General features: G+C 70.9%; 10 protein-coding genes. 6 read left to right on the top strand and 4 right to left on the bottom strand.

What is annotated here, in order from left to right:
* Positions 1-5: 5 nt before the first annotated feature.
* Together npdG and AC07EJ_RS05470 are read left to right on the top strand one after the other, a co-directional pair.
* Complete coding sequence (npdG, locus tag AC07EJ_RS05465) at positions 6-722, top strand: NADPH-dependent F420 reductase (protein WP_393582568.1); 717 nt, start codon at positions 6-8, stop codon at positions 720-722.
* A gap of 122 nt (positions 723-844) precedes the next feature.
* Positions 845-1,045 (top strand): hypothetical protein, encoded by a 201-nt coding sequence (locus AC07EJ_RS05470; RefSeq protein ID WP_389475842.1) that lies wholly within the window; start codon positions 845-847, stop codon positions 1,043-1,045.
* Here AC07EJ_RS05470 and AC07EJ_RS05475 read toward each other — a convergent pair.
* Positions 1,035-1,844, bottom strand: a complete 810-nt coding sequence (locus tag AC07EJ_RS05475; protein WP_389475840.1) for a site-2 protease family protein — start codon at positions 1,842-1,844, stop codon at positions 1,035-1,037. The genes AC07EJ_RS05470 and AC07EJ_RS05475 overlap by 11 nt on opposite strands.
* A 250-nt stretch (positions 1,845-2,094) precedes the next feature.
* Here AC07EJ_RS05475 and AC07EJ_RS05480 point away from each other — a divergent pair, with 250 nt between their 5' ends.
* Complete coding sequence (locus AC07EJ_RS05480) at positions 2,095-5,550, top strand: AfsR/SARP family transcriptional regulator (protein ID WP_478883834.1); 3,456 nt, start codon at positions 2,095-2,097, stop codon at positions 5,548-5,550.
* Between the two features lie 20 nt (positions 5,551-5,570).
* Here AC07EJ_RS05480 and AC07EJ_RS05485 read toward each other — a convergent pair whose 3' ends face one another.
* The 3 genes from AC07EJ_RS05485 to panB form a co-directional block, all read right to left on the bottom strand.
* Entirely contained in the window at positions 5,571-6,395 is an 825-nt protein-coding gene (locus AC07EJ_RS05485; protein WP_389475836.1) for an ABC transporter permease, read from the bottom strand.
* Positions 6,392-7,432: an ATP-binding cassette domain-containing protein gene (locus tag AC07EJ_RS05490; protein WP_389475834.1), complete on the bottom strand. Its 1,041-nt coding sequence runs from the start codon at positions 7,430-7,432 to the stop codon at positions 6,392-6,394. The genes AC07EJ_RS05485 and AC07EJ_RS05490 overlap by 4 nt, the downstream gene beginning before the upstream one ends.
* A 210-nt stretch (positions 7,433-7,642) precedes the next feature.
* Complete coding sequence (panB, locus tag AC07EJ_RS05495; protein WP_100592063.1) at positions 7,643-8,518, bottom strand: 3-methyl-2-oxobutanoate hydroxymethyltransferase; 876 nt, start codon at positions 8,516-8,518, stop codon at positions 7,643-7,645.
* Positions 8,519-8,724: 206 nt separating this feature from the next.
* Between panB and AC07EJ_RS05500 the strand changes: the two genes are divergently transcribed.
* From AC07EJ_RS05500 to AC07EJ_RS05510, 3 genes are all read left to right on the top strand, one after another.
* Positions 8,725-10,317, top strand: coding sequence for an MFS transporter (locus tag AC07EJ_RS05500; RefSeq protein ID WP_478883835.1), 1,593 nt, complete (start codon positions 8,725-8,727; stop codon positions 10,315-10,317).
* Between the two features lie 79 nt (positions 10,318-10,396).
* Positions 10,397-10,999 carry a TetR/AcrR family transcriptional regulator gene (locus tag AC07EJ_RS05505; protein ID WP_478883836.1) on the top strand — a complete coding sequence of 201 codons (603 nt, stop codon included), beginning with the start codon at positions 10,397-10,399 and terminating at the stop codon, positions 10,997-10,999.
* A 176-nt stretch (positions 11,000-11,175) separates the two neighbouring features.
* A complete protein-coding gene (locus AC07EJ_RS05510) occupies positions 11,176-12,207 on the top strand; it encodes an endonuclease/exonuclease/phosphatase family protein (RefSeq protein WP_389475827.1) in 1,032 nt (343 codons plus the stop codon).
* The last annotated feature ends 143 nt before the right edge of the window (positions 12,208-12,350 follow it).

Here is a 12,350-nt window from a genome sequence, read left to right on the forward strand (position 1 = left end):
ACCGTATGACCTCTACCGACAGTGTGCAGAAGGATCCGGCGAAGGCTCCGGCGAAGGACCCCTGGGACCTCCCCGACGTATCGGGCCTGGTGGTCGGCGTGCTGGGCGGCACGGGCGACCAGGGCCGCGGGCTCGCGTACCGGCTGGCCAGGGCAGGCCAGAAGGTGATCATCGGATCCCGCGCAGCGGAGCGCGCGCAGGCGGCAGCGGATGAGCTGGGCCTGGGCGTGGAGGGCGCGGACAACGCGGAGTGTGCGCGCCGCAGTGACATCGTGATCGTGGCGGTGCCGTGGGAGGGCCACGGCAAGACCCTCGAATCGCTGCGCGAGGACCTCGCGGGCAAGCTCGTGGTCGACTGCGTCAACCCGCTGGGCTTCGACAAGAAGGGCGCCTACGCCCTGAAGCCGGAGGAGGGCAGCGCGGCGGAACAGGCCGCGGCGCTGCTGCCGGACTCGCGGGTGACGGCGGCGTTCCACCACCTGTCGGCGGTTCTCCTCCAGGACGAGGCGGTCGACGAGATCGACACGGACGTGATGGTGCTGGGCGAGGAGCGGGCGGACACGGAGATCGTCCAGGCGCTGGCGGGCCGCATCCCGGGCATGCGGGGAGTCTTCGCGGGCCGGCTGCGCAACGCGCACCAGGTGGAGTCGCTCGTCGCGAACCTGATCTCGGTGAACCGCCGCTACAAGGCGCACGCGGGCCTGCGGGTCACCGACGTATAACCCACACGTCACCGCCGAAGCCGCAGACGGACGGCCGACGTGGAGCCGACGTGCAGCCGAGGGAGGGGCATAGGGGACACTGGTCGGCGTACGACCTCTCCGTCCGACAGGAGCCGACCCCCATGCCCCGCCTCGCTCTGTACGCCCTAGTCGTCTGCGTCCTCTCGGCTGCCGCGGCCGTGGTCGCCTTCGCGCAGGGCAGCCTGCTCGGCATCGTCTGGGTCCTGCTCGCGGGCCTCACCTCGAACATGACCTGGTACTACGTGCGCCGGGCCAAGGCGGAGAAGCAGGCGAAGGCGGCAGCCGCCGCGCCTACTGCGTGACGACGGGGATCTCAGGGGTGCCCTGCCAGAAGCGGTAGAACTCCTGGCCCCAGTCCACGTCCCAGGGGTTGACGCCGAGGGAACGCAGGATCGAGTAGATCGCGTCGAAGAACACCTCGTTCACCTCCGGGATCCACAGGATGCCGAAGACGGCGAGCAGCCCGAACGGAGCGAATGGCTCCACCTGCCGCCGAACCCCCTGGGACAGCCAGGGCTCGATGACGCCGTAGCCGTCCAGGCCCGGGACCGGCAGGAAATTCAGGATCGCCGCGGTCACCTGGAGCAGGGCCAGGAAGCCGAGCGCGTAGCGGAACGTGTCCGGCACCCCGTCGAGCGCGTCCAGCCAGAACGGCGCCGTACACACGACGGCGAACAGGACGTTGGTCAGCGGACCCACCGCGGAGATGAGGCTGTGCCGCCAGCGGCCCCGGATCCGGCCCCGCTCGATGAACACGGCGCCGCCGGGCAGACCGATCCCACCCATGATCACGAAGATGACGGGCAGCACGATGCTGAGCAGGGCGTGCGTGTACTTCAGCGGGTTCAGGGTCAGATAACCCTTCGCGCCGATGGAGATGTCGCCGCTGTGCAGCGCCGTGCGAGCGTGTGCGTACTCGTGCAGACAGAGCGAGACGATCCAGGCGCCCGTGACGAACAGGAAGACGGCGAGGCCGGGCTGCGCGGCGAAGTCCGTCCACACGGCCCAGCCGGAGACGCCGGTGACGGCGGCGATACCGAGGAAGACAGGGCTGATCCTGCGATCGCTGCGATCGGTGCGGCGGGTGGCGGCGGTGGTCATGGAGGAGGGCTCCCGGGGTGCGTGCGGCCTGTTGCGGTGCGGGGTCGACGGGCTGACCGTATCGGTGGTGCGGTGTGGGGGGAACGTGCCGGGGCAGGCCGCGGGTTCCGCATAACCGACGAAAACGCAACCACGGCCCGCCGTCCTGACAGGTGTCGGAGCGCCGCCGGAACACATGTCCGACGCCCGGGACCGCCGTCCCGCGGAAACCCGGGCGCGGCAAGGCCGCCGATTTGGAGACAATGGGCCAGTGCGCTACCGCATCCTCGGCACCACGCAGGCACTCCGCGACGACGGCACGGCCGTCCCCGTCGGCGGGGCGCGGTTGCGTGCCCTGCTGACCGTGCTCGCGCTGCGGCCCGGCCGTACCGTCCCGCCGCAGGTGCTCGCCGACGAGGTGTGGGGCGCCGACCCGCCCGCGGACGCGACCGGCGCGCTCCAGGCGCTCGTAGGGCGGCTGCGCAGGGCGATCGGCGCCGACGCGGTGCATTCCCTCGACGGCGGCTACCGGCTGGCGGCCGCCGCCGAGGACATCGATCTGTTCCGCTTCGAGCGGCTCGTGGGGGACGGGGTGCGAGCGCTGGCCGACGGCGACGCGGGCAAGGCGGCGGTCGTCCTCGACGACGCGCTCGCCCTGTGGCGCGGCCCCGCGCTGGCCGATCTGCCGGACCGCTCGGCGGACGCCGCCCGCTGGGAGGCGCTCCACCTCGAAGCCCGGCGCACGCGGCTCGCCGCGTCGCTCGCCCTGGGGAGGGCAGAGACCGCCCTGCCCGAACTGACCGCGCTGTGCGACACGCATCCGCTCGACGAGCCGCTTCAGGCCCTGCGGTTGCGAGCGCTGCGCGACGCCGGCCGCACCGCCGAGGCGCTGGTGGCCTACGAGCGGGTACGCGTCGAGCTCGCGGAGCGGCTGGGAGCCGACCCGGGCCCGGAACTGCGCGCACTGCACGCCGACCTCCTGGTGCCGCGCCCCACCACCTCCGTCACCTCCACCTCCACTCCCGCCGCCACCGAAAGCCCCAGCACCACCACCCCCGTCAGAGCACTCGCCCCCACCGGCAACCTCCGCGCCCGGCTCACCTCCTTCGTGGGCCGCGCCGACGACATCGGGGCGATTCGTGAGGACCTCGGACGCGTGCGGCTCGTGACGTTGCTCGGTCCGGGCGGCGCCGGAAAGACCCGGCTGTCCCAGGAGGCCGCCGAGGGCATGGACGTACCGGACGGCGTGTGGCTGGCCGAGCTCGCGCCCATCGAGGACCCGGACGCCGTCCCGGAGGCCGTCGTCACGGCGCTCGGGGCGCGCGAGACGGTGCTGCGCGGTGCCGGCGCCGAGGAGCTGCGGGCCGCGTCCGACCGGCACGGTGAGGACCCGCTCGTACGCCTCGCCGAGCACTGCGCGCACCGCCGCATGCTGCTGATCCTCGACAACTGCGAGCACGTGATCGAGGCCGCGGCGCGCCTCGCCGAGCAGCTGCTCAGCCGGTGCCCCGGCGTGACGGTCCTCGCGACGAGCCGCGAACCCCTGGGCGTACCGGGCGAGTTGCTGCACCCGGTGGAGCCGCTGCCGGAGCCGTTCGCCCTGCGCCTGTTCGGTGAGCGGGGCGCCGCCGTGCGGTCCGGGTTCCGGGTCGAGGACGACGAGCGGGCCGCGGCCGAGATCTGCCGGCGCCTCGACGGACTGCCGCTCGCCATCGAACTCGCCGCCGCCCGGCTGCGGATGCTCACGCCGCGCCAGATCGCCGACCGCCTGGACGACCGCTTCCGCCTGCTCACTTCGGGCGCCCGCACCGTCCTGCCCCGCCAGCAGACGCTGCGCGCCGTCGTCGACTGGTCCTGGGACCTGCTCGACGAGGAGGAGCGGACGGTCCTGCGCCGGCTGTCGGTCTTCAGCGGCGGCTGTGATCTGGCCGCCGCGGAGTCGGTGTGCGGTCCCGGCGCCCTCGACGCGATCGGCTCGCTCGTGGACAAGTCCCTCGTGGTGGCGGCCCCTTGGGGCGGTGACGAGTCTGAACGCGAGGACTACGGAGATGAGTCTGAACGCGAGGACTACGGAGATACCGGAAACACCGGGGACTACGGGGACTACGGGGACTACGGGGACTACGGGGACGGCGCCGGTGGCGGGGGCCGCGACCGGGCCGGCGCCATGCGCTACCGCCTCCTGGAGACCGTCGCCGAGTACGCCGGTGACCGGCTCGACGAGGCCGGTGACCGGACGGACGCCGAGCACGCCCACCTCACGTACTACCGCGAACTGGCCCGCACCACCGACCCGCAGCTGCGCGGCCACGGCCAGCGTGCCGCCGTCGCCCGCCTGGAACGCGAATACGAGAACCTGCGCACCGCCCTGCGGCACGCCGTCGCCGCCCGGGACGAGCAGGAGACCCTCTCCCTGGTGCTCTCGCTGGCCTGGTTCTGGCAGATGCGCGACCTGCGCCTCGACGCCCGCAACTGGTCGCGCGAGGCCACCGAGCTCGGCCCCGACCCGTTCACCCCGCCCGCGGACCCCGCGCCCCCGCTCTACGAGCGCTGCACCGACGCCCCGCCGCCGTTCGGCCCCGAACTGCTCGTGGAGGCACGGCGCGGGGTGCATCTGCTGCGCCTCGCCTACATGGACATGGAGATGGAGACCTGGCAGACCGAGGAGGGTGGCGCGAAGCTGCGCGCGATCGCGCAGGCGTACCGTCCGGGCCTTCCGCAGACCTGTCGCCCGCCGGGCAACCTCTGGTTCTACGCGGTGATGATGAGCGGCGACATGGAGGCGCTGTGGAACCTCGCCGACGTCACCGTGCGGACCTGCCGCGAACTCGGCTACACCTGGGAACTCGCCCTCACCCTCCAGCTGCGGGCCAACATCCTCGCCAACCGCAGTGACTGGGCGGGCGACGCCGTCCGGGACGCGGACGAGTCCCTCGAACTGTTCACCCGGCTCGGTGACCGGTGGGGCGTCGCCGAGGCGCTGTCCGCGCGCGGCGAGGCCCATGAGCGCAGCGGCGCGTACGCCGCCGCGGCCGAGGACTACGCGGCGGCCATCGAGGGCGCCGAACGCCTCGGCGCGCAGGCGCAGGTGGCGATCCTGAACGCGCGGCTCGGGCAGGCCCTCATCGAGGGTGATGACGGCGAGCGTGGCGAGCAGCTGCTTCTCGGCATCCTCGATCCCGGCAAGCGCCATACGAACGAGGCCTGGCCCGCCGCCCGCATGTTCCTGGCCGGGCGCTACGGTGCCACCGGCCGTGTCGCCGAGGCGCGCGAGCAACTGCGGCTCCTCCAGGAGGAGTTCAAGGCGATGGACTTCGTCGTCTTCCGGGGCTTCATCGTCGGGATGGAGGCCTGGCTCGACTCGGAGGACGGCCGCGCGCAGGAGGCCCTCGCCGGCGTCGCCGAGGCCCTGGAGATGGCGACCGACCCGCTGGCCCTGGTGATCGCCCCGCACATGCCCGCCATGCACCTGGTCACCGGCGCCCGCGCGCTGAGCCTGTGCGGCGATGCGGCCGAAGCCCTCGACGCCGCCCGGCTGATGGGCGCCTCCGACGGACAGCTTCCTTCCCGGCACGTGCGGTCCTACCTGGAGCGCGACGCCTACGCGTCCGCCGAGTCCGCGATCCGGGAGACCATCGGCGACCGGGCGTACGACGCCGCATACGCCGAGGGCGGCGACCTGTCTCTCGACGAGGCCACCGCCCTGCTGGGACGCGATCGCGGTTGAACTGCCTGTCCTGCTGAACGTCAGTTCTTGGTACGGAACTTGTGGATCGCGATCGGAGCCATCGCGAGCGTGAGGACCGCGGACCAGATCACCGTCACCCACACGTCGTGCGCGACCGGGCCGCCCACCATCAGGCCGCGCGCGGAGTCCGCGAGCGAGGAGAGCGGGTTGTAGTCGGTGAAGGCCTGGAGCCAGCCCGGCATCGACTGCGTCGGCGCGAAGATCGACGAACCGAACTGCAGAGGCATGAGGACCAGGAAGCCCATTCCCTGTACGGCCTGGGCGCTCTTCATCACGACGCCGAGGACCAGGAAGATCCACATGATGGACGTGCCGAAGAGGGCGGTGAGGCCCACGGCGGCGAACAGGCCGGGCCAGTTCGTGATGTCGAAGCCCACCAGGAGGCCGACGATCATCATGATCGTCGTCGCGATGAGCAGCCGCATCAGCTCCACCACGATCTTGGCGAAGAGGACCGAGCCCTGGCCGATCGGCAGGGTCCGGAAGCGGTCCATGATGCCGTTCTGGAAGTCCTGGTTGAACCCCGTGCCCACGGCCATGGCGATGTTCATGCTCATCATCGCCATCATGCCCGGGACCACGTACTGCACGTACTGGTCCTGACCGCCGCCGAGCGCCTGGCCGATGGAGCCGCCGAAGACGTAGACGAACAGGAGCGTGAAGACGATCGGCATCAGGACCGCGTCGAACATCGACTCCGGGTCCTGGCGGATCCACAGCAGATTGCGGCGGACGAGCGCGCCGGTGTGACGGATGTGGGAGCGCACGGAGATGCGCGAGTCGGCCTCGAGATCGAGGGGAGGCGTCAGCGTGGTGGCGCTCATACGGCGGCCCCCTCGAGCTCGGAGGTACGGGTGTCGTCCTGCGGGGCACTGGCCTTCTGGCCGGTGATGGACAGGAACACCTCGTCCAGACTGGGCAGTTCGGTGGCGATCGAGCCGATCGTGATGCCGCGCGCGGTGACCGCGCCGACCACGGCGGTGAGCTGCTCGTCGCTGAGGATCGGGACCAGGACGGCGCCGGCCTCGGCGTCCACCGTCGACGTGGCGAGGCCGGTGAGGCCCATGTCGTCGAGGGCGGCGGCCAGCGGGCGCAGCTCCAGCGGGTCGGCCGGGCGGATGCGCAGGGTGCGGCCGCCGACCTTCGCCTTGAGGTCGTCGATGGCGCCGCCCGCGATGACCTTGCCGCGGTCGATGACCGTCAGCTCGTTGGCGAGCTGCTCGGCCTCCTCCATGTACTGGGTGGTGAGGAGCACCGTGACACCGTCGTCGACCATGCGCCTGACCTCTGCCCACACCTCGTTGCGCGTGCGGGGGTCGAGGCCGGTCGTCGGCTCGTCCAGGTAGAGGACGGCCGGGCTGCCGATCATCGACGCGGCGAGGTCGAGCCTGCGGCGCATGCCGCCGGAGTACGTCTTCGCCGGGCGCGTGGCGGCGTCCGTGAGGGAGAACCGCTCCAGGAGCGCGTCGGCGCGGGAGCGGGACTCCTTGCGGGACAGGTCGAGGAGGCGGCCGATCATGTACAGGTTCTCGCGGCCGGAGAGCTTCTCGTCGACCGAGGCGTACTGGCCGGTGAGGCCTATCACGCGGCGCAGCTGCCGGGGCTGCTTCGCCACGTCGTACCCGGCGACGAACGCCGAGCCGGAGTCGGGGGTGATGAGGGTGGACAGGCAGCGGACGAGCGTGGTCTTGCCCGCGCCGTTCGGACCGAGCACGCCCATGACCGTGCCTTCGTGCACGTCCAGGTCCACGCCGTCCAGCGCCTTGGTCTCGCCGTAGTGCTTGACCAGGCCCCGCACGGTGACGGAGGCCGTCCGGCCGCCGACGTCACTGTGTGAGGTCTTCTTGTCGATTCGCGTCATGACGCACAAGGTGCCAGGTGCCACCGACAATCCACCGACAGGCGGCCGACAGCCCCGTGTATGGCACCTACAGAACGGCGGCAGACAGGCAGTAAAAGGCAGTAAAGGCAGTACAGCAGTGCGAAAGGGCGGCGGAACGGCAGCAGCCCGCCGACGGGGGAAGATCGGCGAGCCGCTGTGGTGCCACTGTGGTTCAGGTGGTGGTCCGGGTCAGTGGACCGAGTGCTCCTCCTGGGGGAACGTGCCGCCGACCACGTCCTGCGCGAAGGCCTTCGCCGCCTCGCCCATGACGCCGCGCAGATCCGCGTACTGCTTCACGAAGCGCGGCATCTTGCCGCCGGTGAGGCCGAGCATGTCGGTCCAGACGAGGACCTGGGCGTCGCACTCGGCACCCGCGCCGATGCCGACGGTCGGGATGTTCAGGGACCGGGTGACCTCGGCGGCCAGCTCGGCGGGGACCAGTTCGAGGACGACGGCGAACGCGCCGGCGTCCTGGGCGGCCTTGGCGTCGCGCAGCAGCCGGTGCGCGTCCTCGTCGCCGCGGCCCTGGACGCGGTACCCCATCGTGTTCACGGACTGCGGGGTGAGGCCCAGGTGGGACATGACCGGGATGCCGGACTGCACGAGCAGCTCGGTCTGGGCCAGTGAGCGCTCGCCGCCCTCCAGCTTCACGGCGCCGACCCCGGCCTCCTTGACCAGGCGCGTCGCGGACCGCAGGGCCTGTACGGGGCCCTCCTGGTACGAGCCGAAGGGGAGGTCACCGACGATGAGGGCGCGCTTGGTGCCCCGTACGACGGCGGCCGAGAGCATCGTCATCTCGTCGAGGGTGACGGGCACGGTGGTCTCGTACCCGAGGTGACAGTTGCCCGCGGAGTCGCCGACGAGCATGACCGGGATGCCGGCCTCGTCGAAGACGGACGCGGTCATCGCGTCGTACGCCGTGAGCATGGGCCACTTCTCGCCGCGTTCCTTGGCGAGCGTGATGTCGCGCACCGTGATGCGCCGGTTGCTCTTGCCCCCGTACAGCGCCTTGCTGCCGCTGTTGCTGCTGTCGGGGTTGTTCTGGGCAGCCGAAAGCTGCGTCATCGCAACGGCTCCTTCTGTTGTCTCGAGGCACCCTTACGGCGTCCCCGGATCCCCTCCATGGTGGCACCGCGTGCCGAGGAATGGCTAGGGGGGTGTGCGCCGGGTGGGTCACCCCGCGAGCGGGTCACCCGTCGGGTTCGTAAAGTCTTCCTAAGGGATTCCAATACGAGACGGTCTCGTATCGAAACTGCCCTAGTCTGAGCGCCATGACCACTCCTGCCGCTCCCGCGCCGCCGCGCATACCCGAGGCTGTGCACCGCCGCCGATGGGCGATCCTCGGCGTCCTGATGCTCAGCCTGCTGATCGTTGTGCTCGACAACTCCATCCTGAACGTCGCGATCAAGACGATCTCGACCCCGGCCCCCGCGGGCCTCGGCGCCACGCAGGGCGAGCTGGAGTGGGCGATCAACGCCTACACACTGGTCTTCGCCGGACTGCTCTTCACCGCGGGTCTGCTCGGTGACCGGCTCGGGCGCAAGAAGGTGCTGGTCTTCGGGCTCGTCGTCTTCGGCCTCGGCTCCGCCCTCGCCGCCGAGTCCGGCTCGCCGGTCCAGCTCATCATCTTCCGGGCGATCATGGGCATCGGCGCCGCCTTCGTGATGCCGGCGACGCTGGCCATCCTCATGAACGTCTTCGAGCGGGACGAGCAGCCCAAGGCCATCGGCATCTGGGCGGGCGGCGTCGGCATCGCCATCGCCATCGGCCCCATCACCGGAGGCGTGCTCCTCGACCACTTCTGGTGGGGCTCGGTCTTCCTGGTCAACGTGCCGATCGTGATCATCGCGGTCGTCCTGATGCTGGCCCTCGTGCCGGACTCCCGCGACCCCAAGCCCGGCCGCATCGACCTCGTGGGCGTCGCCCTCTCCGTCGTCGGCCTCGTCCTGCTCGTCTACGGCATCATCAAGGGCGGCCAGCTCGCCGACTTCACGGACCCGGCGGTCCTGCTGACTATCGCGGCCGGACTCGTCGTCCTCGTCGGCTTCGTCCTGTACGAGAAGCGCAGCGACCACCCGTCCATCGACATCACGTACTTCAAGAACAAGGTGTTCTCCGCGGCCATAGCCGCCATCGCGCTCGTCTTCTTCGCGCTGATGGGCGTCACCTTCTTCTCGGTCTTCTACACCCAGAGCGTGCGCGGCTACTCGCCGCTGCAGACCGGTCTCCTGATGCTGCCGCTCGCCGCCGCCCAGCTGATCTTCGCGCCGCGCGCCCGGCTCGTCGTCGACCGCTTCGGAGTGCGCGCCACGACGACCGGCGGCCTGGTGATCCTCGGCGCGATGCTCGCCGCGTTCGTGGTCCTCGACGCGGACACGCCCATCTGGATCCTGGAAGTCATCTTCTTCCTCATGGGCATGGGCATGGCGCACGTCATGACCCCCACCAGCGTCGTCATCATGCAGGCCCTGCCGCGCGAGAAGGCGGGCTCCGCGTCCGCCCTCAGCAACACCTTCCGCCAGGTCGGCGGCGCCCTGGGCATCGCCGTACTCGGTTCCGTGCTGTCCACCGCGTACCGCAACGACATCGAGGACAAGCTCGCCCTGCTGCCCGCCGGACTGCGGCACACGGCGGGCGAGTCCATCGAGGCCACCCTCGGCATCGCGGCGAAGCTCGGCCCGCGCGGCGACGCGCTGGTCGGCGCGGCCAACGACTCCTTCCTGCACGCCATGCACGTGACCGCCCTGTGCGGGGCCGGTATCGCGCTGCTCAGCGCCGTCGTCACGGTCGTCTTCCTGCCGGGCCGCCCGCCGCGGACAACGGCCGAGGAGAGCAGGGAGGAGGCAGTCGGGGCGGGTCGCTGACCCGTGCCCGTCCGGGCAGGCCACAGTGGCCTGCTGAGACAATCGCCGCTGCACAGGACGGCGGGAAGGCGGAGTGGTCGTGGACGTGGATGCGGGACGCTCGGTGCGCGGACGCCCGCGCAGCGAGGCCGTCGAGCGGGCCATCGTCGAGGGCGTCCTCAAGCTGATCGAGGACGGCGTCCCGCTCACGGACCTGTCCATCGAGCGGATCGCCCGCACCGCCGGCGTCGGCAAGGCGACCATCTACCGGCGCTGGTCCGGCAAGGAGGAACTCTTCGTCGAGGTCCTGCGCATCATGGAGGAGCCCGAGCCCGAGCTGCCGGGCACCTCCATGCGTGACGACCTGATCAGCCTCCTGGAGCACCAGCGCAGGCGCGGCGTCTCCCTGCGCTCCTCGGCCCTGCTGCACAACGTCTTCGCGCAGATGAAGAGCCTGCCGAAGCTCTGGGACGCGTACCACGACACCGTGATCGAGCCGCGCCGCCGCGTCATGTTCGACGTGCTGCGGCGCGGCGTCGAGAACGGTGAACTGCGCGCCGGCGTCGACATAGAGCTCATCAACGACCTCATCGTCGGGCCGATGCTGCTGCGCACGATGATCCGGCCCGACGCGCCGCTCGCCGACGACCTCTCCGCGACGATCGTCGACTGCGCGCTCGACGGACTGCGGCCACCGGACTGAATATGCGCGTTTCGTCACAGAGGCCCCGTGCACACCGCCGATCCGGAACCCAGTGCGCCGATGTGCTCGTCCTCGTGCCCGTACGGCCGTCGTGGACGGCGAGGAGGGCGCCGATCATCCCCTAGGGTTTCAGGGCGAGGTCGGTGTGCACGGCAGGGCAGTGAGGCGACGACGGTATGGCGCAGGGGTTCAGGACGGAAACGGGCGGCGGCGGCGCGGGGCACCAGCCTTCCAGAGACCCGCTGCGCCGCCTGACCGGCGGATGGCGCGGTGACCGGGGGATCTGGCGCCGGGGAGTGATCCTCGCGACGCTGGCCGTTCTGGTCGCGCTCGTGATGCTCTTCCACGCGCAGATCCCCAACACCCTCGGAAACCTGGGCTCCCTCACCGAGACGTTCCTTCCCTGGCTCGGGGTGTTCGTGCCCGTCCTGCTGGTCCTGGCCGTCGTACGGAAGTCCGCGACAGCCCTGATCGCGGTCCTGGTCCCGGCCGTCGTCTGGCTCAACCTCTTCGGCGGGCTCCTCACCGACAAGACCGCGAGCGGCGGCGACCTCACCGTCGCCACGCACAACGTCAACGCGGAGAACCCCGACCCGACCGGCACCGCCGACGCCATCGCCGCCTCCGGGGCGCAGGTCGTCGCCCTGGAGGAGCTGACGGCCGACGCCGTGCCCGTCTACGCGCGGGCCCTCGCGAAGACGTATCCGTACCACTCCGTCGCCGGCACGGTCGGACTGTGGAGCAAGTACCCGCTGAGCGGGACGCGGCCCGTCGACATCAAGCTCGGCTGGACGCGCGCCATGCGCACCACGGTCGCCACGCCCCAGGGCGATGTCGCCGTCTTCGTCGCGCACCTGCCGTCGGTCCGGGTCAAGATCCACGCCGGGTTCACCGCCAGCCAGCGCGACACCTCCGCCGACGCGCTGGGGGAGGCCATCGCCGACGAGACGCTCGGCAAGGTCATCCTGCTCGGCGACCTCAACGGCACGATGAACGACCGCGCGCTGAACGGCGTCACGTCCCAGATGCGCTCCACGCAGGGTGCCGCCGGCAGTGGCTTCGGGTTCAGCTGGCCCGCCTCGTTCCCCATGGCCCGCATCGACCAGATCATGGTCAAGGGTGTGGAGCCGGTCACGTCGTGGACCCTGCCCGAGACCGGCAGCGACCATCTGCCGATCGCGGCGAAGGTCGATCTCACCCGGTCCTGACGTCCGCGTTCGCTCCCCACACCCCTTGTTGACTCGGTGGAAACCGGGGCCTCACCTCACGGAATACTTGGCACGGGAGAGTTTGTTCCGCACGTAAACTTACGGATTCGGATCCCCGAACCTACGGATTCGGATTCCCGCGT

The organism is Streptomyces sp. NPDC045026 (assembly GCF_056432625.1).